The organism is Solemya velum gill symbiont, from assembly GCF_002020255.1.
Taxonomy (GTDB): Bacteria; Pseudomonadota; Gammaproteobacteria; order Chromatiales; family Chromatiaceae.
Genome location: NZ_MPQG01000007.1, coordinates 23,150 through 46,656 on the forward strand (window position 1 = coordinate 23,150; position 23,507 = coordinate 46,656).

16 protein-coding genes and 3 tRNA genes are annotated in these 23,507 nt (G+C 53.2%); 18 read left to right on the plus strand and 1 reads right to left on the minus strand.

Annotation, left to right across the window (positions count from 1 at the left end):
• Positions 1-3 precede the first annotated feature (3 nt).
• Genes BOW06_RS06435 through BOW06_RS06465 form a run of 7 tightly spaced genes read left to right on the plus strand, consistent with a single transcriptional unit; the run spans position 4 to position 6,560 of the window.
• Positions 4-1,068: a helix-turn-helix domain-containing protein gene (locus BOW06_RS06435; protein WP_043117575.1), complete on the plus strand. Its 1,065-nt coding sequence runs from the start codon at positions 4-6 to the stop codon at positions 1,066-1,068.
• A complete protein-coding gene (gene hisS / locus BOW06_RS06440; protein WP_043117574.1) occupies positions 1,068-2,333 on the plus strand; it encodes a histidine--tRNA ligase in 1,266 nt (421 codons plus the stop codon). The genes BOW06_RS06435 and hisS overlap by 1 nt, the downstream gene beginning before the upstream one ends.
• Positions 2,330-2,959, plus strand: a complete 630-nt coding sequence (locus BOW06_RS06445; protein ID WP_179115129.1) for a YfgM family protein — start codon at positions 2,330-2,332, stop codon at positions 2,957-2,959. The genes hisS and BOW06_RS06445 overlap by 4 nt, the downstream gene beginning before the upstream one ends.
• 14 nt (positions 2,960-2,973) lie before the next feature.
• On the plus strand, positions 2,974-4,122 hold the full coding sequence (gene bamB, locus BOW06_RS06450; protein ID WP_179115128.1) for an outer membrane protein assembly factor BamB: 1,149 nt from the start codon (positions 2,974-2,976) through the stop codon (positions 4,120-4,122).
• Between the two features lie 24 nt (positions 4,123-4,146).
• On the plus strand, positions 4,147-5,535 hold the full coding sequence (der, locus tag BOW06_RS06455) for a ribosome biogenesis GTPase Der (protein ID WP_043117571.1): 1,389 nt from the start codon (positions 4,147-4,149) through the stop codon (positions 5,533-5,535).
• A 14-nt stretch (positions 5,536-5,549) separates the two neighbouring features.
• Complete coding sequence (locus BOW06_RS06460; RefSeq protein WP_043117978.1) at positions 5,550-5,993, plus strand: YtoQ family protein; 444 nt, start codon at positions 5,550-5,552, stop codon at positions 5,991-5,993.
• A 9-nt stretch (positions 5,994-6,002) separates the two neighbouring features.
• Positions 6,003-6,560, plus strand: a complete 558-nt coding sequence (locus tag BOW06_RS06465) for a cysteine dioxygenase family protein (RefSeq protein WP_043117568.1) — start codon at positions 6,003-6,005, stop codon at positions 6,558-6,560.
• Between the two features lie 312 nt (positions 6,561-6,872).
• On the opposite strand, the gene BOW06_RS06470 is transcribed toward BOW06_RS06465, so the two are convergent.
• A complete protein-coding gene (locus BOW06_RS06470; RefSeq protein WP_078459475.1) occupies positions 6,873-9,698 on the minus strand; it encodes a valine--tRNA ligase in 2,826 nt (941 codons plus the stop codon).
• Positions 9,699-9,881: 183 nt separating this feature from the next.
• On the opposite strand from BOW06_RS06470, the gene BOW06_RS06475 reads away from it, so the two are divergent.
• The 11 genes from BOW06_RS06475 (at position 9,882) to glyA (ending at position 23,506) form a co-directional block, all read left to right on the plus strand.
• A tRNA-Pro gene (locus BOW06_RS06475) sits at positions 9,882-9,958 on the plus strand.
• Positions 9,959-10,056: 98 nt separating this feature from the next.
• Positions 10,057-10,133, plus strand: a tRNA-Arg gene (locus BOW06_RS06480).
• A gap of 27 nt (positions 10,134-10,160) precedes the next feature.
• Positions 10,161-10,236 (plus strand) — tRNA-His (locus tag BOW06_RS06485).
• Between the two features lie 252 nt (positions 10,237-10,488).
• The gene (locus BOW06_RS06490) at positions 10,489-11,451 is read left to right on the plus strand and encodes a glucokinase (RefSeq protein WP_043117564.1); all 963 of its coding nucleotides are present in this window, start codon (positions 10,489-10,491) and stop codon (positions 11,449-11,451) included.
• A gap of 1 nt (position 11,452) precedes the next feature.
• Positions 11,453-12,778 carry a glucose-1-phosphate adenylyltransferase gene (gene glgC, locus BOW06_RS06495; RefSeq protein ID WP_043117563.1) on the plus strand — a complete coding sequence of 442 codons (1,326 nt, stop codon included), beginning with the start codon at positions 11,453-11,455 and terminating at the stop codon, positions 12,776-12,778.
• Positions 12,766-14,490: a glycoside hydrolase family 57 protein gene (locus BOW06_RS06500; RefSeq protein WP_078454535.1), complete on the plus strand. Its 1,725-nt coding sequence runs from the start codon at positions 12,766-12,768 to the stop codon at positions 14,488-14,490. Before glgC ends, BOW06_RS06500 begins: the two co-directional genes overlap by 13 nt.
• 3 nt (positions 14,491-14,493) lie before the next feature.
• Entirely contained in the window at positions 14,494-15,849 is a 1,356-nt protein-coding gene (gene malQ / locus BOW06_RS06505) for a 4-alpha-glucanotransferase (RefSeq protein WP_043117560.1), read from the plus strand.
• 2 nt (positions 15,850-15,851) lie between these two features.
• The gene (glgB, locus tag BOW06_RS06510; RefSeq protein WP_078452976.1) at positions 15,852-18,011 is read left to right on the plus strand and encodes a 1,4-alpha-glucan branching protein GlgB; all 2,160 of its coding nucleotides are present in this window, start codon (positions 15,852-15,854) and stop codon (positions 18,009-18,011) included.
• Positions 18,012-19,478: a glycogen synthase GlgA gene (gene glgA / locus BOW06_RS06515; protein ID WP_043117557.1), complete on the plus strand. Its 1,467-nt coding sequence runs from the start codon at positions 18,012-18,014 to the stop codon at positions 19,476-19,478.
• A gap of 98 nt (positions 19,479-19,576) precedes the next feature.
• Positions 19,577-22,093, plus strand: coding sequence for a glycogen/starch/alpha-glucan phosphorylase (locus BOW06_RS06520; protein ID WP_052132243.1), 2,517 nt, complete (start codon positions 19,577-19,579; stop codon positions 22,091-22,093).
• A 156-nt stretch (positions 22,094-22,249) separates the two neighbouring features.
• Positions 22,250-23,506 carry a serine hydroxymethyltransferase gene (gene glyA / locus BOW06_RS06525; RefSeq protein WP_043117556.1) on the plus strand — a complete coding sequence of 419 codons (1,257 nt, stop codon included), beginning with the start codon at positions 22,250-22,252 and terminating at the stop codon, positions 23,504-23,506.
• Position 23,507 lies beyond the last annotated feature (1 nt).

Consider the following 23,507-nt stretch of genomic DNA (forward strand, 5'->3'; position numbering starts at 1 on the left):
GTGATGACAGCTGAAAGCAGCGAAGAGATGCAGGACGACATGTTCATAGCCATTGGCGGAGCTTTTGCGTCTGCTCGTAAGGGTGCCGGGTTATCGGTGACCGAAGCGGCGGAGAAACTCTATGTCGAGCCATATTATATCGATGCGCTCGAGAGTGAGGATTTCAGTGTCTTCGAATCTCGTGTATTTGCGCTTGGCTACATTCGCAAGTATGCCCTCCTGCTTGAACTGGATGAGAAGGAGATGCTTGACAAGGCAATGGCATTGCTTCCAGAAACCGTCAAGGATGGACCAACATTAAAGACACCGCCCGAGACACAATTTGTTTCGGAGCGACGACGCCCTGGTCAAGGTATCGACATAGCCCGGGGATTGACCTGGATGCTGCTGGGCCTGGCCGTAGTGACTGTCGCGGTGTTGTGGTGGATGGGTTTTCTGCCTCTGCCGGGAGCCAATCGTGATGCAGCTGTGACTGAACCGCAGGCACAGGAGACACAACTGCAGCAGTCGATAGAGTTGGGTGCAGAGAGCCAGGAACAGGAGTTCCTGTCAATTCCTGAAGAATCTGCAGAGTTGGAGATTCTTATTCAGGAAGATGCAGCTGAAGAGGCCGAATTACTGCAGGAGCCAATATCGGATGAAGTGCTCGAGGAAGAGAGCACAATCACTGCTGAAGAGATGGCAGTCATACCAGTAGAAGAAGCCACGCTTGTGGAAGAAGCTGCACCTGTAGAAGAAGCTATGCCTGAAGAGGTCATGCCTGCAGAAGAAGAGATCCAGGAAACAGCATTGCTTGCGGAAGCAGGTGATACATCGACTGAAGTTGAAATCTCTCTCAGTTTCAGTGGCCAGTGCTGGGTTGATATCCGTAATGCGGAAGGGGATGTTCTGGTGTCGGGCATGCTTAGATCCGGCACTTCTAAAATTATTTCGGCAACTCCACCATTGAGCATCGTTCTTGGCAAGAGCTCGGTGGTTACCATGCTGGTGGATGGCGAGCCATATGATCTGACGCGGCACTCAAACGGCGGTGTTGCACGATTCAAGATTGCATCGCGGGCAGAGTAATGGGCAAAATCCAGGCAATACGCGGCATGCATGACGTGCTGCCCGAACAGTCACAACTCTGGCAGTTTCTCGAGGATCAGGTCAGGTCAATATGCGATGGCTTTGGCTACCAGGAGATTCGCACACCGGTAGTTGAATCAACGGCGTTATTCAAACGCGCGATTGGTGAGGTCACGGATATCGTCGAGAAGGAGATGTATACCTTCGACGATCGCAATGGCGACAGCCTGACCCTGCGTCCGGAAGGAACAGCCGGCTGTGTACGTGCATGTATCGAGAATGGTCTGCTGCACAACCAGACGCAGCGTCTCTGGTATCGAGGCGCCATGTTCCGTCATGAACGTCCCCAGAAAGGCCGCTATCGCCAGTTTCACCAGATTGGTGTCGAGGCCTTCGGCATGGAAGGGCCGGATATCGACCTTGAGATTATCCTGATGACGGCGAGCCTGTGGCAGGCGCTCGGTATCGATGGTCTTGAATTACAGATCAATAGTCTCGGTACATCAGAAGAGCGTGCTGCCTATCGAGAGGAGTTGGTCAAGTTTTTGCGTCAGCATGAAGAGAAGCTCGACGATGACAGTAAGCGTCGTCTCGAGACAAATCCGCTACGCGTACTCGATTCCAAGAATCCCGATGTGCAGGCAATTGTTGCCGATGCTCCGACGCTGATGGAGTATCTCGGAGAGGAGTCACGCACTCATTTCGAAATCCTGTGCAACGGCCTCAAGGCAGCCGGGATCGAATACGTCATCAACCAGAGACTTGTGCGTGGACTCGATTACTATTCGCTTAGCGTTTTTGAGTGGGTAACCAACAAGCTTGGCGCACAGGGAACTGTATGCGCCGGTGGACGTTATGATGGTCTCATCGAGCAGTTGGGTGGCCGCGCTTCAAAAGCAGTTGGCTTTGCCATGGGGATTGAACGCCTCGTTGCCCTGCTCGAGGAGTATCATATGCCAGAGCTGCGCCAGACTGCTGATATCTATATTATCTCTGCAGACGAGGCGCGCATCCATGCACAGGCAGTTGCACAGCGACTCAGGGTGGAAATTGAAGGCTTGCGCGTGATCAGCCACTGCGGGACTGGTGGTTTCAAGGCGCAGTTCAAGAAAGCGGACCGTAGCGGTGCACAAATTGCCCTGGTTCTTGGCGAAGACGAATTGGCGCAGGGCGTGATAGGAATCAAGCCGCTGCGTGGTGATGGTGAACAACAGCAGGTCGCAATTGCCGATCTGCCGGATAAACTTCAGGAGTGGATACAGTGAGCGAAAATCTCACCGAAGAACAACAAGTTGAAGAGCTGAAAAAGTGGTGGAAGGAGAATGGTCGTTCCATTATTTTTGGTGGCGTCATTGGTATCGCATTGATCGGTGGTTGGCGCGGATGGCAGGGCTACGAGGATAGCCAGGCAGAAAAGGGTGCTGCACTCTACGACAAGTTCACAACGCATCTTGTGACACAACAGGTTGATGCGGCACGTGCAGATCGAAATGCACTGGCGGATGATTTTTCAGGTACTGTCTATGTCGATTTTGCCAACCTGCGCATGGCGATGACGGAAACAGGTGCCGGGAACATCGATGCAGCAATACTGCGCTTGCAGGATGTTATTACAGACGGCAGTGACAAGGGCCTGATGCAACTTGCTTCACTGCGGCTCGCGCGTCTCTACCTGGGACAGGGTAAAGTTGCAGAGGCCAGGCAGGCACTTGCCGGTGTCAGCGATGCGGCATTCGAGGGCGAGTCATTGGCAATTGAAGGCCAGATAGCGCTCAAAGAGGGCAACCACGAGGCTGCACGTATTGCACTCGAGGCAGCCAGAGAGAGGGGCGCAGCCGACTCTGAAATGATAGGCTATCTTCTGCAACAGCTTGAATCACCAAAATCATGATCCCGGGGGATGCAATGAAACACTTGACCATGACTATTGCAATGGCGGCCGTCATTGCAACCAGCGGTTGTAGCTGGTTAAGCAGAGAGAAATCTGCAGTAATACCGGCTGAATTGGATAAGCAGATAGATCAGCGCGGCTCAGTGGTGACCTGGAGCAAAGACACAGGATCCGGGAACGACGAACTCGCTGCCAAACTTGAAGCGACCCTGAGCGGCTCCTCGATCTACGTGGCCGATGCCGACGGCAGGGTATCTGCAGTTGATTCAAACAGCGGTGCCACCTTGTGGAATGTCGATGTTGATCTCGATCTGCGCGGCGGCCCCGGTGTTGGTGGTGGCCTGGTTGTTGTCGGTTCAACAGAAGGTGACCTGGTTGCACTGACGAGCGGCAATGGCAGCGAGAGCTGGCGTGCCAAACTTGATTCCGAGATAGCAGCAGTCCCGCTGGTTGCCAATGGCATGGTTGTCGCGCATATCACTGACGGCAAGCTGGTCGGTATTAACGCAGCGTCTGGTGAGACAACCTGGGTATTCCATCGCAGTGGGCCATCATTGCGTCTGCGTGGTGCTGCACAGCCGGTTGTCGATGGTGAGTATCTCTACTCGGGACTTGATGCCGGCAAACTGGTTAAGCTGGATATCGCCACTGGGCGGTCGCAGTGGGAAACTCCAATTTCATGGCCAAGTGGTCGTAACGAACTCGACCGCGTAGTTGATATCGACAGCCGTCCGGTTGTTACAGGCAACAGGGTATACACGGTGAGTTATCAGGGCCAGATGGCAGCAGTCGGAAAGAAAAAAGGTGCAGTTGAGTGGAGTATTCCATTTTCATCGCACCAGGGACTCGCATTTGACGGTACTGTTCTCTATGCAGCTGATGCAAGAGGTAACGTGGTTGCGGTCGATAGCGCCAACGGACATGAGCTGTGGCGTCAGAAAGCACTTCACGGTCGTCGCCTGAGTGCTCCGGCTCTTGCCAGTGGCTACCTTGCAGTAGCTGATTATGAAGGTTATGTACATTGGCTGTCACCCGCAGACGGAAGCCTGGTTGCACGTATTCGTGCAGTCAAGTCTGCCGTGCAGGCACCGCTTGTAACCTCGGGTAACCGCGTTATTGTTTACGGTAGTGAAGGGCAGCTTGCATCTGTCTCTGCACCATAAGCGCGATTATTAACGGCGATCTGAATGCTTCCGGTTATAGCCCTTGTCGGGCGCCCAAATGTCGGTAAATCGACACTCTTCAATCGCCTCACACGCACACGTGACGCCTTGGTTGCAGACCAGCCAGGGCTGACACGCGATCGTCAATATGGTGTTGGACGTCTTGGTCCTTCTCCCTATATCGTAATTGATACCGGCGGTCTCAGCGGCGTACGCGAGGGACTCGATCCGCTGATGGAAAACCAGGTCATGCAGGCGATCGAAGAGGCCGATCACCTGCTTTTCCTGGTTGATGGCCGCGAGGGCCGCAATGCCAGTGATGAGGGTATCGCAGAGCGTCTGCGCCGTACCGGCAAGCCGGTGACACTGGTTGTCAACAAGAGTGAAAATCTCGATCAGCATATTGCCGCTACCGATTTTTACGGATTGACCAGCAATGAACCGGTAGCCATCGCGGCTGCCCATGGCCGTGGGGTCAAGCCCCTGATTGAAGATGTTCTTTCAACACTGCCACCAGCGACACTTCCTGAAGAAGAGGATGATCGCATCCGTATCGCCGTGGTTGGACGCCCCAATGTCGGCAAGTCGACCCTGATCAACCGTCTCATCGGAGAAGAGCGCGTCGTCGCTTTCGATATGCCGGGTACAACCCGCGATAGTATCGATGTGCCGTTTGAGCGTGATGGTAAAAAATATACCCTGATTGATACCGCAGGAGTGCGCAAGCGCGGACGCGTCAAGGAGGCGATCGAGAAGTTCAGTATCGTCAAGACGCTGCAGGCTATCGAGGGATCAAATGTTGTCTTTCTGCTCATCGATGCGCACGAGGGTATTACAGAACAGGACGCACACCTTGCCGGGCACCTGCTTGATAGCGGCCGCGCATTGGTGGTTGTCGTCAATAAGTGGGACGGTCTCGAACAGGGCGAGCGCGAGCATGTTAAAACTGAACTCAAGCGTCGTCTGCAGTTTCTCGATTTTGCACGTTGGCATTTTGTCTCGGCGTTACACGGCAGTGGTGTCGGCAACCTGATCGAATCGGTCAACAAGGGTTATGCCAATGCCATGCGCGATATGAAGACGTCACGCCTGACCGAGATACTCGAAGATGCAGTGATGGAACATCAGCCACCGATGGTGCGTGGCCGCCGTATCAAGATGCGTTATGCACACCAGGGCGGCAAGAATCCGCCTATCATTGTGATTCACGGTAACCAGGTCGATTCGGTCCCGGCGACCTACAAGCGCTACCTGGTGAAACGATTCCGCAGCGTACTGCATCTCGATGGAACCCCCCTGCGTATCGAATTCAAGTCGGGAAGTAATCCGTTCCATGGACGCAAGAACAAGCTGACAACACGCCAGGTGCAGAAAAAGAAGCGCCTGATGAAACACGTTAAGAAAAGTAAGTAAGAGGAAACGAAATGATGATCTGGACTATCTACCTGTCAGGTGAAATTCATACCGACTGGCGACAGCAGATAATGGATGGTGCACAGGCAGCAGGGCTGCCGGTTGAGTTTACCTCCGCGGTCACAGATCATGATGCCAGCGACGCTGCCGGTGATTCACTTGGACCGGAGAGCGACGGCTTCTGGCGTGATCACAAGTCATCCAAGGTCAATGCTATCCGTACCAAAAACCTGATCGAGCAGTGCGATATCGCCGTGGTGCGTTTCGGTGATAAGTACAAGCAGTGGAATGCTGCATTTGATGCTGGCCAGCTGGCGGCACTTGGTAAGCCCTACATTACCCTGCACGACAGTGACATCATTCATCCGCTTAAAGAGGTTGATGGTGCTGCCATGGCATGGGCCCAGACCCCAGAACAGGTGGTCGGTATTCTCGAGTACGTCATCTCTGCAGGCTGAGTGAAATTAATGCAAGCTTCACAGTCTCTCGATACTTTTATCAACGGCATGACGTCACTTGTTGATATGCATGGCGACAACGAGAAAGAGATACTGCAGCAGGGCAGGGTACTGCTAGCCGAACTGATCGCCGATGACTCCTGGCTTGCCGATGAGTATCGCCAGGGTAGTGCAGATGCCTATCGTCAGTATCTTCTCTATCTCGATCCACAGTCACGTTTTTCAGTGGTCAGTTTCGTTTGGGGACCGGGGCAGAAGACGCCGGTTCATGATCACACCGTGTGGGGTATGGTTGGCGTGATGAACGGTCGCGAGTTGTGCGAGGAGTTCTCCATCGATTTCGAGACGGGCGACTTGTTGAAAACCGGGGAGCACCTGATAGATCCGGGTGGTATCGACCTGGTGTCACCAACGATTGGTGATGTTCACCGTGTTTCAAACGCGCTGGATGATCGTGACTCGATCAGTATTCATGTCTATGGCGCTGATATCGGCAGGACGTCGAGGCATATCTTTGAGGAAAACGGTTCCGTCAAAACCTTTATTTCGGGTTATTCCAACGATTAAATTCTGGTGTGATCCGGGCTTGGCCCCATTCCCAACATTCGTCATCCCGGGCTTGATCCGGGATCTGATCTTTTGCGTCGCTTCGCGACAGTTTAATTTTGATGCGCGCGGTGGCTCGCACCCACCCTACTTTCTTGTGCTGACAAGAAAGTAGGCAAAGAAACAGCTCCTCATTGACGCCTAATCGTACGTAACTTGGCTATCACAGCGTGAAAAAAACTCGCGATCTTCGATCACTCAAACAGTTTTTCACTTCTCCTGTGATACCCTGCGCCACTGACGGAGAGTCTTGGCTGTTCAGGTGCGGTGCGTTTAAAGCGCCTGAATCTTCTCCAATTGCGCCTGCAGACTGGCAAGCGTTTTTTGCGCCTCTTCCAGCTTCTCCTTCTCCTTGGCGACAACAGCCTCTGGTGCCTTGTCGACAAAGTTGGGATTCTGCAGTTTCTTGCCGGTGCGCTCGACTTCGCTCTCTGCCTTGCCGATCTCTTTCTCGAGACGCTTGCACTCTGCATCCTTGTCAATCAGTCCTGACATTGGAATCAGCAGACGCATGTCGCCGATCAGTGCAACGGCGGATTCAGGCTCCTCGTCACCCTGTTCGAGAATCGTGATGGATTCAACGCGTGCGAGGAAGTCCAGGTAGCTGCGGTTGATTTCCGAATATTTGCGATCCTGTTCTGAAGCATCTGCCAGCAGTACCGGAACACGTTTGCCGGGCGCAATGTTCATCTCGCCCTTTATTTTGCGAATCGCAAGAATGATGTTCTTGAGCCACTCGACTTCGGCAACTGCCTGTTGGTCTTCAAGTGACTCGTCTGCAAGCGGGTAGGGCTGCAGCATGATGCTGTCCCCCGACTTGCCTGCCAGCGGCGCGACCTGCTGCCAGATCTCTTCCGTGATAAATGGAATAATCGGGTGCGCAAGGCGCAGCAGCGCTTCAAGTACACGCACCAGCGTCTGGCGTGTGCCGCGCTTGGCTGCATCTGATGCTTCATCACTGTTGAGAACCGGCTTGCAGAGTTCCAGGTACCAGTCACAGTACTCATTCCAGGTGAACTCATAGATTGATTGTGCAGCATGATCGAAACGGTAGCTCTCAATCGATTTGCCGACAGCAGATGCGGTTGTCTGCAGCTGTGCCAGGATCCAGCGGTCTGCAGCCGAGAGTTCAACCTCGCTGTTTGCATCAGTTCCGCAATCCTCGCCCGCGGTATTCATCAGCACGTAGCGTGCGGCATTCCAGAGCTTGTTGCAGAAGTTCCTGTAGCCCTCGATACGTCCCATATCGAACTTGATGTCACGCCCTGTCGCTGCCAGTGCTGCGAAGGTGAAGCGCAGCGAGTCAGTTCCGAAACTCTGAATGCCGTCGGGAAACTCCTTGCGGGTCTGCTTTTCGATTTTTGCAGCGAGTTGTGGCTGCATCATGCCGCGGGTACGTTTTTCGACGAGAGTGTCGAGGTCGATGCCGTCGATCAGGTCGATCGGGTCGAGGACATTTCCTTTCGACTTGGACATCTTGTCGCCATGGCTGTCGCGTACCAGTCCATGCACGTAGACCTCGTTGAAAGGCACCTGGCCATCCATGAACTTGAGGCCCATCATGATCATCCGTGCAACCCAGAAGAAGATAATGTCGAAACCGGTGACAAGTACATTGGTCGGGTAGAAATCCTTGAGTCGTTCAGTGTTCTCCGGCCAGCCGAGTGTCGAAAAGGGCCACAGCGCAGAGCTGAACCATGTATCGAGTACATCCTCATCCTGGCGCAGCGGGTAATCGTCAGAGAGTCCGTGCTTTTCACGTACCTCGGCCTCATCACGGCCGACATAGATGTTGCCTTCATCGTCATACCAGGCCGGTATCCTGTGGCCCCACCAGATCTGGCGGCTGATACACCAGTCCTGGATGTTGCGCATCCATTCGTAGTAGGTGTTTTTCCAGTTGTCCGGAACGAAACGGATCTGTCCGTTCTCAACAGCTTCAATTGCCGGCTTTGCCAGTGGTTCAATCTTGACGTACCACTGATCGGTCAGGAAAGGCTCGATGACTGCGCCGGAGCGGTCGCCGCGCGGAACCATGAGCTTGTGGTCGACAATTTTCTCAAGCAGATCGGCAGCTTCAAGATCAGCAACAATCTGCTTGCGTGCCGCGTAGCGATCAAGACCATTGTATGCAGCAGGAATCAGATCATCCTCGTCAGCTTCATTGTCACGGATTGCCGCGTCGATGGTGAGTATGTTGATCAGTCCGCCATGCGGCTGGTCGCTGATCATGTTCTCGTCACGGTGACGCTGCCAGACAGCATAGTCGTTGAAATCGTGCGCAGGTGTGATCTTGACGCAACCAGTACCGAATTCAGGATCGGCGTGTTCGTCGGCAACGATCGGTATCTTGCGGTTGGTGAGTGGCAGTTCAACAAGTTCTCCGATGAGATGCTTGTAGCGCTCATCTTCAGGGTTGACCGCGACAGCACAGTCACCAAGCATGGTTTCAGGACGCGTGGTGGAGACCACTAGGTGCCCGGTGCCATTGGTCAGCGGGTAGCGCATGTGCCACATGTGGCCATTCTCTTCCTCGGCGAGTACCTCGAGGTCTGAGACGGCGGTGTGCAGTTTCGGATCCCAGTTGACGAGGCGCTTGCCACGGTAGATGAGTCCCTCTTCGTAGAGACGTACAAAAACCTCTTTGACCGAATTTGAGAGGCCGTCATCCATGGTGAAGCGCTCATTTTTCCAGTCGAGTGATGAACCGAGGCGGCGCAGCTGTCCGGTGATATTGCCACCGGATTCAGCCTTCCATTCCCAGATGCGATCGATAAAGGCATCGCGCCCGAGATCATGGCGAGATTTCTGTTCGGCTTCGAGCTGGCGTTCGACAACCATCTGGGTTGCTATGCCGGCGTGGTCAGTGCCCGGCTGCCACAGGGTCTTTTTCCCTTTCATGCGCTGGTAGCGGATCAGGGTGTCCATGATGGTGTTATTGAAGCCGTGGCCCATGTGCAGGCTGCCGGTCACATTGGGAGGCGGAATCATGATGCAATAGCTGCCTTCAGCTTGCTGCTGAGGCGCAAAAGAGTTGTTCTCTTCCCAGGTTTTGTACCAGCGTTGTTCGATGGCGTGAGGATCGTAGGTTTTGTCCATTAGGGGCTGCTTTACGGGCTGAATTGATCGGAGCTGCGTCAAAGCGGGCCATTATAACGCAGTCGCGGGAGAACCGAAGAGGGGAAATTTCGGAAAATATTGATAAAACAGGCTCACGGGAATTGACGAAAGCGCCTCTTGCCCGTATTATTCGTGCCCTCGCGGGTCATGCCTGCGAGAATTCGGGGTGTAGCGCAGCTTGGTAGCGCGCCTGCTTTGGGAGCAGGATGTCGGGGGTTCGAATCCCTCCACCCCGACCAGTTTTGCCATGAGAGGCCAGAGTTGTATAAACTTGGACTTTCAGGACCTGGTAGCCTGGCAGCTGCCAAATGGTCAAGCCGCACGGCGGTCAGAGTTTGCGCCCGTAGCTCATTTGGATAGAGCATCGGCCTTCTAAGCCGAGGGTAGCAGGTTCGAATCCTGCCGGGCGTGCCATTTTCCAAACAGGCCACTGTTTTAATGGTGGGTGTAGCTCAGTTGGTAGAGCCCTGGATTGTGATTCCAGTCGTCGTGGGTTCGAGTCCCATCATCCACCCCATATTGCATAACCCCTTGCCGGTCAGCTGGCAAGGGGTTTCTTTTTGTCATGGAGTGACGATTCAACAAACAGAGACGTATCAATATGCTAAGTTGTAGCATAAATATTGTTCATGCAAATTGTCATCATATTGTAGTCATAATCAGTGACTATGATTCAGATGTGCGGCACAGGAAAAATTAATGCAGGAGTACCCAGTCAAATTCCGGGTTCATCCGGATTCCGGCAGTGAGTTGATCGGGTAGAGAAGCCATGTCATCTTTACACACCTATCTCGCGGGCGATATTGGCGGAACAAAGAGCTGGATGGCGCTTGTCTCCGTCTCTCCGGATGGTGAGTGGTGCATTGAATACAGTCACAAATATCCCAACGCAGAGTTTCAAAATGTTCAGCAACTAATTGAAGCCTGTCTCAATGATGCAGGCACCGATGCCAGTCAGATTGCAGGGCTCTCTCTTGCCGCTGCAGGCCCTGTCACTAACGGCTATTGCATGATGACCAATCTCGACTGGGAGATTGATACTGCGCAGATTAAAAATCATTTTGACTTTTGTCACGTCACTCTCATTAATGACTTCCACGCTGTCGCGCAGGGGGTTACTCTTGTAGAAGATGAAGAGTTGCTGGCGCTGAATCAGGTTGTTCCAGACAGTAATGGCCTGAAGGTAGTGACGGGCGCAGGCACAGGTCTGGGCCTCGCCTGGCTTCAGCAGGGAAATGCGCACGCAACCGAGGGCAGTCACACCGGTTTTGCGCCGGCAGATGAAGAACAGAACAGATTGTTGCAGCAGTTGTGCAGCGGCAAGCCATCTGTCAGCTGGGAAGAACTGCTTAGCGGCATGGGATTACAGCGGCTTTATTACTTCGTATCGGGCGGCAAGAGACTGCCGGCAGCAGAGATCACGACGGCGGCTGAACAGGGTGACGAATCGGCAACCGCTGCAGTGGCTCTTTTCTGGAGGATTTTTGCCAACTGGGCCGGCAACCTTGCGCTTTTCTATCGCCCGGCTGGCGGCATCTATCTGACTGGCGGTGTGACGAACAGGTTGCTGCCGATGCTTGATAGAGACGAATTTATATCCGCCTATTGTGACAAGGGCGGCATGCGATCACTGGTTGAGACAACTGCGGTGTTCGTGGTGACAGATGAGCAGATCGGTCTACTTGGCGCGATCGCACAAATCAGAGACGGGATTGAGGGTTTGGAGATTTAATATGACTATTGGTGCCGATGAGCAAAAAGAGGTTCTCAAATATTATATAGAACCAAAAATGGTGACCGAACTGACCAGGGAGACCCTGGTACTGATTCTTGCCGGTGGTGAGGGTTCCAGGCTCAGGCACCTGACAAAGTGGCGTGCCAAGCCGGCTGTTCCCTTCGGTGGCAAGTACCGTATTATCGATTTTCCACTGTCGAACTGTGTCAACTCGGGCCTGCGCCGTATCGGCGTTCTTACCCAGTACAAGGCACACTCTCTGATTCGTCACTTGCAACGTGCATGGTCATTCATGCGTCCCGAGATTGGCGAGTTTGTGGAGATACTTCCCGCCCAGCAGCGTACCGGCAAGAAAGAGTGGTACCAGGGTACAGCAGATGCGCTCTACCAGAACCTTGATATCATGCAGCGTCATGAGCCCAAGTATGTGATCGTGCTCGGTGGTGATCACATCTACACCATGGATTACTCGGAAATGCTGCTGCACCATGTGCAGTCGGGTGCCGATTTTACCGTTGGCTGCATCGAGGTTCCCATCGACGAGGCAAGAGGCTTCGGCGTGATGTCGGTCGATGAGGATTTGAACATCACCAAGTTTACCGAGAAACCGACAGAACCGGATCCGATGCCGGGCAAGCCGGACAAGGCTTTGGCATCCATGGGTATCTATGTTTTCTCAACACGTTTTCTCTACCAGACACTGATCGAAGATGCTGACAAGGCGAGTTCGTCTCACGATTTCGGCAAGGATATCATTCCCTCCAAGATCGACGGCTTCAACGCAATTGCCTTTCCTTTTGCAGACGATGACGGAAGGCCCTCTTATTGGCGTGATGTGGGAACGATTGAATCCTACTGGCGTGCCAACATGGAGTTGTGTGACGTCGATCCGGAACTCAATCTCTACAACCGTAACTGGCCGATCTGGACTTACCAGACGCAACATCCGCCGGCCAAGTTTATCTTCGATGATGAAGGCCGCCGTGGCGAGGCAATCGACTCGCTGATCTCTGCCGGATGTATTCTCTCCGGAGCGAGGGTCAAGCGCTCGGTGATTTTCTTTCTCACCCGCATAGAAAACTACAGCCACATTAAAGACAGCGTTATTCTGCCCAAGGTGCATATCGGCAAGAACTGCCGTATTACCAAGGCAGTTATCGATAAGGGCTGCGCAATTCCTGACAACATGGTGATTGGCGAAGATCTCGAAGAGGACAGGAAGCGCTTTCACGTGACTGCAGAAGGTATTATCCTGGTTACACCGAAGATGCTTGGGCAGCATATCTATACACTCGAAGGGGAAGAGAGTATATGGGAGCTGTGAAACTCAACCTGGTGCTTTGTTGGCACATGCATCAGCCTCACTACCGTGAGGGTGTTGATGGCGAATACAGTTTGCCGTGGGTGTATCTGCACGGCATCAAGGACTATACGGACATGGCCGCTCACCTGGAAAACAATCCGGGTATGCGTTCGGTGGTTAATTTTGCGCCCGTGCTGCTTGAGCAGATAGACGATTATGCACACCAGTTGAAAGACTATTTTGATCATGGCAAGGCGACATCAGATCCTTTCCTTAATCAGTTGATCGGTGCTGTTGCCATCCCGCAGGATGCGAATGGCAGGAGTGAACTGGTTGGCCACTGCCTGCGCTGTAATGCGCCACGCATGATTGAGCCTTACGCGGTTTTCCATGGGCTGGTTCGCTGGTTTGACCATTTTGAAGAATTCGATGTTGCCAGTGATGCCAGGGCTGTCGAGATTCTCAATTATCTCGATGAGCAATACTTTATCGACCTGATTTGCTGGTATCACATCAGCTGGCTCGGCGAGTCAGTAAGGAGTGACGAGCGTGTTGTCAGGCTGATGGAGAAGGAGAGTGGCTTCACTGATGATGATCGCCGTCAACTGGCCGAGGTTATTCATGACAGCCTCAACGGCCTGATTGACCGCTATCGCGCACTCGCTGATTCTGGCCAGATTGAATTGTCGATGACGCCATACGGTCATCCCATCGTTCCCCTGCTGCATGATTTTGAAAATATGCGTTGTGCCTTGCCGGATGCGCCTGTACCAATGGCTGAGGGCTATCCGGGCGGTTCTGAACGCAGCCGTTGGCACATGGATAAGGGAATTGAACTGTTTCAGCATTATTTTGGACGGCGCCCGCAAGGTGTCTGGCTGTCAGAGGGTGGGGTCAGCAGCGATGCACTCAAGCTGCTTGATGAGTACCAGATGCGCTGGACCGCCACAGGTGAAGGTGTGTGGCGCAACAGTTGCCACCTTTCTAAACATGATGCTGAGGATATCAACACCAAGAAGGGGCTTTTTTCTCCGCACTCACACAACAGTGACAAGGTACGGGTTTTCTTTCGGGATGACGGCCTCTCCGACTTGATCGGCTTTGAGTACAGCAAGTGGGATACGCATGATGCTGTTGCCGATTTCATGCAGCATCTCAACAATATTGCTGACAGTATTGGTGATGATGCGGACCAGCGCGTGGTATCCGTGATTCTCGATGGTGAGAATGCGTGGGAGTACTACTATGCAAATGGCGCGCTGTTTCTCGACGGTCTCTACAAGGCTTGTGCCAGCAGCGATCGTATTGCGCTACGTACATTCAGCGAGGTTGCCGACCTGGAAGCGCGTGCCTTGACTGAACTCTGCCCGGGCAGCTGGGTGTACGGCTCCTTCTCGACCTGGATTGGCGAAAAGGACAAGAACCTGGCCTGGGACTACCTGGTGGCAGCAAAGCAGGTATATGACGAAGCAGTTGCATCAGGCAAACTGTCTGATGAGCAGAAGAGAGAGGCAACACAGCAGCTTGCTGTTTGCGAGGCTTCTGACTGGTTCTGGTGGTTTGGTGATTATAATCCGTCGGATAGTGTGCGTGATTTCGAGCAGCTCTTCCGACTTCAACTGAGACGACTCTACAGCCTGCTGCAGCTGACTCCTCCTGCTGTACTTGAGCAGCCGCTCTCAAGTGGTGGGGGGCATGGCGAGCACTCTGGCACTATGCGCAGAACAGTTTAAATTATGAAATCACTGACCGAGAGACGCGCCGGAGTATTACTCCACCCGACGTCATTTCCTTCCGGGGAGTTTGATGACGCGTTGCGTTGGCTCGACTGGATGTCCGAGGCGGGTTTTCGTATCTGGCAGTTTCTGCCGTTAGGTGTGCCGCACGATGATTTCTCGCCCTACCAGTGTTTGTCTGCATTTGCGATGCATCCGGGGCTGTTGCCGCAAGATGCAGGGCAGAGAGCCATTAACCAGGAACAGCTGCAGTTGTGGCGTCATGAGCAGGCACACTGGGTTGAAGATTATGCACTCTTCATGGCATTGCGTTGGGAGCACAATACGGATCCATGGTTCAGTTGGCCAGATCAATTCAGAAGTCGGGATCGTGACGCGCTGACAGCGTTTGCCGAGAATAATCGTGACAGTATGGATGCAATCATCGAACAGCAATTTGTTGCGCATCGATACTGGCTGGAGATTCGCGAGGCTGCTGCTGAAAGGGATATCATGCTATTCGGCGACATGCCGATTTTCGTGGCGCATGACAGTGCCGACGTCTGGTCCAATCCACATCAGTTCATGCTTGACGACTACGGTCTGCCGACATTTGTTGCTGGCGTGCCACCCGACTATTTTTCAGCAGAAGGCCAGCGCTGGGGTAATCCCCAGTACAACTGGGAAGCTATGCACAGGGATGGTTTCAGGTTCTGGATAGAGCGACTGCATCACCATTTTGAACTCTTTGACCTTGTCAGGCTGGATCATTTCCGCGGCCTTGAGGCGGTCTGGACAATCCCTGCAGAGAATGAAACCGCGATTGACGGTTACTGGGAGAAGACACCGGGCGATGAACTGTTGGCCAAGCTGCAGCAGGAGATGGGCTGCATTCCATTGATAGCAGAGGATCTTGGCATTATTACTGCGGAAGTGACAGCACTTCGTAAAAAATACGAACTGCCTGGAATGGCCGTACTTCAGTTCGGTTTTGATGCCTTTGATGACAATCCACACAAACTGCATAACATCCATCGTGATACTGCCGTCTATACAGGAACACACGACAATGACACCATCAGGGGCTGGTATGATTCCCTTGATGAACAGACACGTGGCCATGTTCTCCAGGCGATTGGTGCCGACAGTGGAGAGCAGGTCGTCGATCGCATGATCGATGCGGCTCTTGGCAGCAATGGCAACCTGTCGATTGTGCCGCTGCAGGATCTGCTCGGACTTGGCAATGAGGCACGTATGAATCTGCCTGGTACGACCGAGGGGAACTGGCAGTGGCGCTTTACGTGGGAACAGCTCGCGGATATTGATTGCGGTGACCTGAAACAACGCATACAGAAGACAGGTCGACTTGGAGAATAAAGATGCATGAGGCCCTGAAACGACTGCAAAACGGTTCACACCATGATCCATTCGAGCTGCTTGGATACCACGAGACGGAATCCGGTGGTGCTTTGATCCGTGCACTGCTGCCGCACGCCGAACAGGTCGAACTCGACGGTATCGGTGAAATGGAGCGTGTTGAGGGAAGTGACCTGTTTGAACTTCATTCCGATACCCGCTTTGTTCCTGGTCACTACACACTGAAGTGGCAGGACAAAGCAGCCGGAAACTGGCACAAGACAGTTTCCCCCTACAGCTTTCAGCCACAGGTTGGTGAGCTCGACATGCACTGGTTTGGTGAAGGCAATCACCACCACGTGTGGCATTTCCTCGGTTCGCGCATCACCACGATCGATGATGTTGAAGGTGTCCAGTTTGCCGTGTGGGCACCGGACGTGACGCGAGTCAGCGTGGTGGGGGACTTCAATGCGTGGGATGGCAGGCGCCACCCGATGCGCTGCCGTGGTGGCTCGGGCATTTGGGAATTGTTTATTCCCGGACTGACAGCCGGTGATGCATACAAGTATGAAATTCTCAGCCGGCGTAATGACGTAATCATCAAGGCAGACCCATACGGACGACACATGTCGAATCGTCCTGAAACCACCTCGCTTGTGCCTGCCGAGGTGGCTTACGAGTGGCAGGATCATGAGTGGATGTCGAGGCGCAAAACCTTCGATTGGCAAACTGCCCCAATGGCGGTCTACGAGATGCACGCGGGTTCCTGGCAGCGGAGTGAGGATGGCACATTCCTCAACTGGCGCGAACTCGCCGAGCGCCTTGTTCCCTATGTTGTGGAGCTGGGCTATACCCATATCGAACTGCTACCTGTTTCCGAACATCCGCTGGATGCCTCCTGGGGTTACCAGGTCAGTGGTTACTATGCGCCGACCGCACGCTTCGGTACACCGGATGATTTCAGGTTCTTTGTCGATGCTGCACACAAGGCTGGTATAGGCATTCTGCTCGACTGGGTGCCGGCACACTTTCCGAAAGACGATTTCGCACTGGCGCGATTTACCGGTGAGCCTGTATATGAACATGCTGATCCCCGGCGCGGTGAGCACAGGGATTGGGGTACGCTGATTTTTGATTATGGCCGTAACGAGGTAAGAAATTTTCTCATTGCCAATGCGGTTTACTGGCTTGAAGAGTTTCATCTTGACGGTCTGCGCGTCGATGCGGTCGCATCCATGCTCTACCATGATTACTCGCGTGAAGATGGAGACTGGCTGCCGAATGTACACGGCGGGCGTGAAAACCTCGAGGCGATCCATTTTCTGCAGGAGCTCAATCGTGTTGTCCTCGGTCGTTTTCCCGGTGCCGTCACCATTGCAGAGGAGTCAACCTCATGGCCAATGGTGTCGCGCCCGGTAGAACTTGGCGGGCTTGGTTTCTCGATGAAATGGAACATGGGCTGGATGAATGACAGTCTCAGTTATATCGAGGAGGACCCGGTCTACCGGAAATATAATCACAACCTGCTGACATTCAGCCAGTTGTACGCATTTACCGAGAATTTTGTCCTGCCGCTTTCCCACGACGAGGTTGTTCACGGCAAGAGAAGCATGGTCGACAAGATGCCTGGAGATTACTGGCAAAAAATGGCTAACCTGCGTCTCTTCTACGCGTGGCAGTATGGCCATCCGGGCAAGAAGCTGCTCTTTATGGGCTGCGAATTCGCACAGTGGCACGAGTGGAGTGAAGAGGGCGAGATTGACTGGGGTTTGAACGAGATCGAGGCGCATGCCGGAATCAGGAGAATAGTTGGAGACCTCAACAGGCTCTATTGCGGTGAGCCGGCAATGCATCAGCGTGATTTTACCGAGGATGGTTTCCGCTGGATCGACTGCCACGATTCGGAGCAGTCGGTATTGAGCTTTATCCGCTATGCACATGATGCGGCACCAATCATCTGCGTATTCAACTTCACCCCGGTTCCGCGCTATGATTATCGCCTGGGGATTCCACATGCAGAGAGTTATCACGAAGTGCTGAACAGTGATTCAACTCACTATGGTGGAACCAACACAGGCAATGGTGGTGATATCCAGGTTCAGGATATTAACTGGATGGGTTTTGAACAATCCATCTCGGTGACCCTGCCGCCATTGGGTGCACTCTTTTTGCGGGGGACGTGAATGCGCATTCTTTTTGTTGCCAGCGAATCTTACCCGCTGGTCAAGACAGGTGGTCTTGGTGATGTGGCCTACAGCTTGCCGCATGCGTTGCAGGAGCAGGGCGCTGATGTGCGTATGCTGTTGCCAGGCTATCGAGAATTGCTGCAGGAACTGGATGAAGTGCGCATCCTCGGCTGGCTGCACATACAGGGATCGGGCCGCAGCCATGATGTGCGCGTGCTCGAAGCGACTCACCCAGCTTTCAGCGTCAAGCTGCTGATTGCCGATTGCCAGGAGCTCTACGACCGTCCCGGCAACCCCTACCTGCACCCGGACGGCTACGACTGGCCCGACAACGCCGAACGCTACACTGTGTTTTCACGCCTGGCAGCAATGTTGTCGATGGACCTGCTGGGTCTCGACTGGCGTGCCGAAGTGGTGCATTGCCACGACTGGCAGACGGGGTTGGTACCCGCATTTCTTGCCTCTGAGCCCGATCGTCCCAGGACTGTTTTTACCATCCATAACCTCGCCTACGGCGGCCACTTTCCCCACGACGAGTTCATGAAACTGCATCTGCCCGGATACTGGTGGTCGGGCGAAGGTGTTGAATTTTACGGTGGATTCTCGATGCTCAAGGCGGGGCTGGTCTATGCAGATTCGATCACAACTGTCAGCCCGACCTACGCAGACGAGATCTGCACGGCACAATTCGGCTACGGTATGCAGGGCGTTTTGCAGGCGAACAGACACAAACTCACCGGGATTCTCAACGGTATAGATACACAGCTGTGGAATCCGTCCATCGATCCCTATATCAAGGCGCATTACAACGCAGCGCGTCGTAATCCGGGCAAGCGTATCAACAAACAAGCGCTGCTGAAAAGTTTTAGTGTCGAGGCCGGCGACGAATTTTTAGAGAAGCCGCTGATTGGCATGGTATGCAGGTTTGTCGAACAAAAGGGGATTGACCTGGTGGCTGAAGCGATTCCAACGCTTATGAAGGAGACGCAAGCCTCTTTCGTGATTATCGGGGCGGGCGACCATGTTCATGAAGAACGCTTGCTGAAATTGCAGAAGCAATATCCGGATCGTCTGTTTGTCTATATAGGCTACTCGGAAGAGTTAGCCCATCTGGTCGAGGCTGGTGCCGACATGTTTTTGATGCCGTCCCGCTTTGAACCTTGCGGTCTCAACCAGATGTACAGCCTGCACTATGGCACTCCACCGATCGTGAATCATACTGGCGGGCTTGCCGACACTGTTGTTGATACCACACCAAAAACTCTCAATGCACAGACAGCAAACGGATTTGTCATGCAGGAGCCATCTGTGACCGCATTGATCGATGCGGTACTACGTGCGATTGATGTTTACGCTAACAAGAGGTCCTGGGCGAAACTGCTTCGAACCGGGATGCAGAGCGACCTGGGCTGGAAGAACAGTGCCTTGCGCTACCTCGACCTCTACCAGCATCTACTCGCCTGATCTCTCGTACGCTTGCAGTTGCCAACTTGGTGTAAAATATAACTCGTACTTTTATTTATTTAAGGTTTCGCTGCCAGTGTGCTGCGGAAGAGGTAGCAATGAAATATTCAAATTCCAATGCAGAGATGCTTTGCAGTTTGCGCCCAGAGCCGCTTTCCAATGAACCGGAAAAACTTCAGAGGGATTATCTGCACTATCTGAATCGCCACTACGGGCGTTTTCTCGGCTGTGACTCATATTACATCTACTCGGCGATGGCACTCGTTCTGCGCGATCGCCTCACGACGAACTGGCACGACACCTGGGTGGCATACAAGGACTCCAGTGTGAAGCGTGCGTGCTACATGTCGCTCGAATACCTGATTGGACGCTCTCTCGGAAATCATATTCTCAATGCCGACCTCGGACCGGCATTGGAGAAGCTGTTGATGAACCGCGCGGTTTCACTCGAGGACATCGAGGAGAGAGAACCGGATGCAGGCCTTGGTAATGGTGGTCTTGGACGCCTGGCTGCCTGTTTCATTGACAGCTGCGCCACCCTGCAGCTTCCGGTGGTTGCCTATGGGCTGCGCTACGAGTACGGCATGTTTCGTCAGAAGATCGAGAATGGTCGGCAAATAGAAGAGCCTGATCACTGGCTGAGAGATGGCAATCCATGGGAGATTGAGCGCCCCGAATACACTGCCACGATCAAGTTTGGTGGGCGTACCGAAGAGTACTATGATGCCGATAACATCAAGAAGGTACACTGGGTAGAAACCCAGGATGTACTGGCGATTCCATACGATTTACCAGTCTCCGGGTATAAGAACAACACGGTGAATACACTGCGCCTGTGGAAAGCGACGGCAACCGACGAGTTCAACCTCGACGAGTTCAATGCCGGCAGTTATACCGAGGCGGTCTCGGAAAAAAATAACGCCGAGCACATCACCATGGTGCTCTATCCTAATGACGTTAGTGAGAACGGCAAGGTGCTACGCCTGCGCCAACAATATTTCCTCGCCTCAGCGACACTGCAGGATGTGATACGTATCTGGGAAAAGACCGGGGGTGAGGACTACAGCAAGTTTCCCGATCAGAATGTCTTTCAGATGAATGACACTCATCCGACCATCGCGGTTGCAGAACTGATGCGCATCCTGATAGATGAAAAAGGATTGGAGTGGGATCAGGCGTGGGATGTCACCACGAAAACAATGGCCTATACCAACCATACCCTGCTGCCTGAAGCGCTGGAAAAATGGCCTGTGCCCATGTTTGAGCAACTCTTGCCGCGCTTGCTTGAGATCATCTACCAGATCAACGCGAGATTTCTTGAGCTCATTTCCATGAAGTGGCCCGGGGATACTGATCGCCAGCGCCGCATGTCAATTATCGAGGAGGGTGGCGTCAAGCACGTGCGCATGGCTTATCTTGCGATTGTCGGCAGTTTTTCTGTCAATGGTGTGGCAGCACTCCATTCACGCCTGCTGGCTGAAGGCCTGTTCCACGATTTTTACGATCTGTGGCCTGAAAAATTCAACAACAAGACCAATGGTGTGACACCACGCCGCTGGATTGCATATGCGAATCCGGCAATGAAACAACTGGTCAGCGAAAAGATAGGAGAGAACTGGATTTCGGATCTCTCCGAGATCGAAAGGCTCAAGGCATTTGCACCGGACACACCGGAAAACAGGGAGTTCCACCAGGCCTGGCGTGATATGAAGCGTCAAAACAAGCAGCGCCTGGCAAATCTCGTTGAGACAAATTGCGGCGTGATATTCAATGTTGATTCGCTCTTCGATATACAGGTCAAGCGTATTCATGAATACAAGCGTCAGCTGTTGAACGTGCTGCATGTCATTCATCTCTACAACCGCATCAAGGCGGGAGATACCGAAGGCTGGGTGAATCGCTGTGTACTCATTGGCGGCAAGGCTGCCCCTGGCTACCAGCTGGCAAAACAGACCATCAAGCTGATTAACAATGTCGCACACATGATTAATGATGATCCTGCTGTTGGCGAAAGGCTCAAGCTGGTCTATTACTCGAACTATGGTGTCACTGCGATGGAGGCCATTGCTCCAGGCGCTGATCTCTCCGAGCAGGTCTCAACTGCTGGCAAGGAGGCATCGGGCACTGGGAATATGAAGTTCATGATGAATGGTGCCATTACCATTGGTACCTATGACGGCGCCAATATCGAGATTCTCGAGGCAGTTGGTGAGGAGAACTTCTTTCTTTTCGGTCTCAGGGCTGAAGAGGTGGAAGAGCAACGTCACCACTACAACCCGCAGAGCTTTATCGATACAGACGAGGACCTCAAGGCGGTTATGAACCTGCTCGAGAGTGGTTATTTCAACTTGCAGGAACCGGGTATATTCAACGACATTATCAACTCTCTAAAGAGTCCGCATGACCCATGGATGACACTTGCTGACTTCCGCAGCTATATCGATGCGCAACATGCGGTGGAGCAGGCGTGGAGGGACCAGGAAGAGTGGACAAAAATGAGCATTCTCAACACCGCGAGCAGTGGTTTCTTCTCCACAGACAGAACCATGCTGCAGTACAACGAGGATATCTGGAAGCTGAAGCAGATTCCGGTTCATTCACCAGTGGATGTCTAGCACCTGTGGTGTAAGCGAAAGCCATGGCGCCCGGGATTGGAGTTAAATACTGCATTCCCGGGCAGTTAGACAAATAACCACGCCGTTTGTGAAAAAACGCCTATTTATCCGGCACTTTTGATAAAATCTCCGCTTTGATGATCCCCGGAGTCCCCGATGTTTGATAAATCCATGAAGATCGAAGGTTTCGATGACGAATTATGGTCCGCGATCCAGGAAGAGGAGCGCCGCCAGGAAGAGCACATCGAACTGATTGCATCTGAAAACTACACAAGTCCACGCGTCATGCAGGCACAGGGTTCTGTATTGACCAACAAGTATGCTGAGGGCTATCCGGGTAAACGTTATTACGGTGGCTGCGAATATGTCGACAAGGCAGAACAACTCGCCATCGACCGTGCCAAGGCGCTGTTCGGTGCCGATTATGCGAATGTCCAGCCCCACTCGGGTTCACAGGCGAATGCAGCAGTCTACATGGCGCTGTGTGAGCCGGGTGATACCATACTCGGCATGGCGCTCGCCCACGGCGGTCACCTGACTCACGGCGCCAAGCCGAACTTCTCAGGCAAGATTTACAACGCGGTACAGTACGGCCTCAATCCGGACACTGGTGAGATCGACTACGAAGAAGTCGAGCGTCTTGCACGCGAGCACAAGCCGAAAATGATCGTTGCAGGCTTCTCAGCCTACTCACGTGTCGTCGACTGGCAGCGTTTTCGTGATATTGCCGATGAAATCGGTGCCTACCTGTTTGTCGATATGGCACACGTGGCCGGCCTGATCGCGGCTGGTGAATATCCAAGCCCGGTCAATATTGCTGATGTCACCACGACTACTACGCACAAGACACTGCGTGGTCCACGCGGTGGATTGATTCTCGCGAAAGAGAATGAAGCGATTCAGAAGAAACTCAATTCGCTGGTTTTCCCCGGTACCCAGGGTGGTCCACTGATGCACGTGATTGCCGCCAAGGCCGTCGCATTCAAGGAAGCGATGTCACCCGAATTCAAGACATACCAGCACCAGGTTGTGAAGAATGCCCAGGCAATGGCCAATGTCTTCATGCAGCGCGGCTATGATGTTGTCTCTAAGGGAACAGATGACCATCTCTTCCTGGTCAGCTTCATCGAGGCAGGACTCACTGGTAAAGCAGTCGACGCATGGCTGGGTGCAGCAAATATCACGGTTAACATGAATGCGGTACCAAACGATCCCCAGTCACCTTTCGTGACCAGCGGTATTCGTGTCGGTACTCCAGCGTTGACGACACGCGGTTTCAGCGAAGAGGAAGCTGTGGAGCTGGCTGGCTGGATGTGTGATGTTATTGACTCTCGCGGAGACGAGCAGGCAATCGCAGGGGTCAAGGCTAAAGTGCTTGAGATCTGTGCTCGTCATCCCGTTTACAGAAACTGAT

What these genes read in the sequence shown, in the direction of transcription:
- BOW06_RS06435 (WP_043117575.1), top strand. Translation starts at nt 4, where the DNA reads ATGACAGCTGAAAGCAGCGAAGAGATGCAGGACGACATGTTCATAGCC.
- hisS (WP_043117574.1), top strand. Translation starts at nt 1,068, where the DNA reads ATGGGCAAAATCCAGGCAATACGCGGCATGCATGACGTGCTGCCCGAA.
- bamB (WP_179115128.1), top strand. Translation starts at nt 2,974, where the DNA reads ATGAAACACTTGACCATGACTATTGCAATGGCGGCCGTCATTGCAACC.
- der (WP_043117571.1), top strand. Translation starts at nt 4,147, where the DNA reads ATGCTTCCGGTTATAGCCCTTGTCGGGCGCCCAAATGTCGGTAAATCG.
- BOW06_RS06460 (WP_043117978.1), top strand. Translation starts at nt 5,550, where the DNA reads ATGATCTGGACTATCTACCTGTCAGGTGAAATTCATACCGACTGGCGA.
- BOW06_RS06465 (WP_043117568.1), top strand. Translation starts at nt 6,003, where the DNA reads ATGCAAGCTTCACAGTCTCTCGATACTTTTATCAACGGCATGACGTCA.
- BOW06_RS06470 (WP_078459475.1), bottom strand. Translation starts at nt 9,698, where the DNA reads ATGGACAAAACCTACGATCCTCACGCCATCGAACAACGCTGGTACAAA.
- BOW06_RS06490 (WP_043117564.1), top strand. Translation starts at nt 10,489, where the DNA reads ATGTCATCTTTACACACCTATCTCGCGGGCGATATTGGCGGAACAAAG.
- glgC (WP_043117563.1), top strand. Translation starts at nt 11,453, where the DNA reads ATGACTATTGGTGCCGATGAGCAAAAAGAGGTTCTCAAATATTATATA.
- BOW06_RS06500 (WP_078454535.1), top strand. Translation starts at nt 12,766, where the DNA reads ATGGGAGCTGTGAAACTCAACCTGGTGCTTTGTTGGCACATGCATCAG.
- malQ (WP_043117560.1), top strand. Translation starts at nt 14,494, where the DNA reads ATGAAATCACTGACCGAGAGACGCGCCGGAGTATTACTCCACCCGACG.
- glgB (WP_078452976.1), top strand. Translation starts at nt 15,852, where the DNA reads ATGCATGAGGCCCTGAAACGACTGCAAAACGGTTCACACCATGATCCA.
- glgA (WP_043117557.1), top strand. Translation starts at nt 18,012, where the DNA reads ATGCGCATTCTTTTTGTTGCCAGCGAATCTTACCCGCTGGTCAAGACA.
- BOW06_RS06520 (WP_052132243.1), top strand. Translation starts at nt 19,577, where the DNA reads ATGAAATATTCAAATTCCAATGCAGAGATGCTTTGCAGTTTGCGCCCA.
- glyA (WP_043117556.1), top strand. Translation starts at nt 22,250, where the DNA reads ATGTTTGATAAATCCATGAAGATCGAAGGTTTCGATGACGAATTATGG.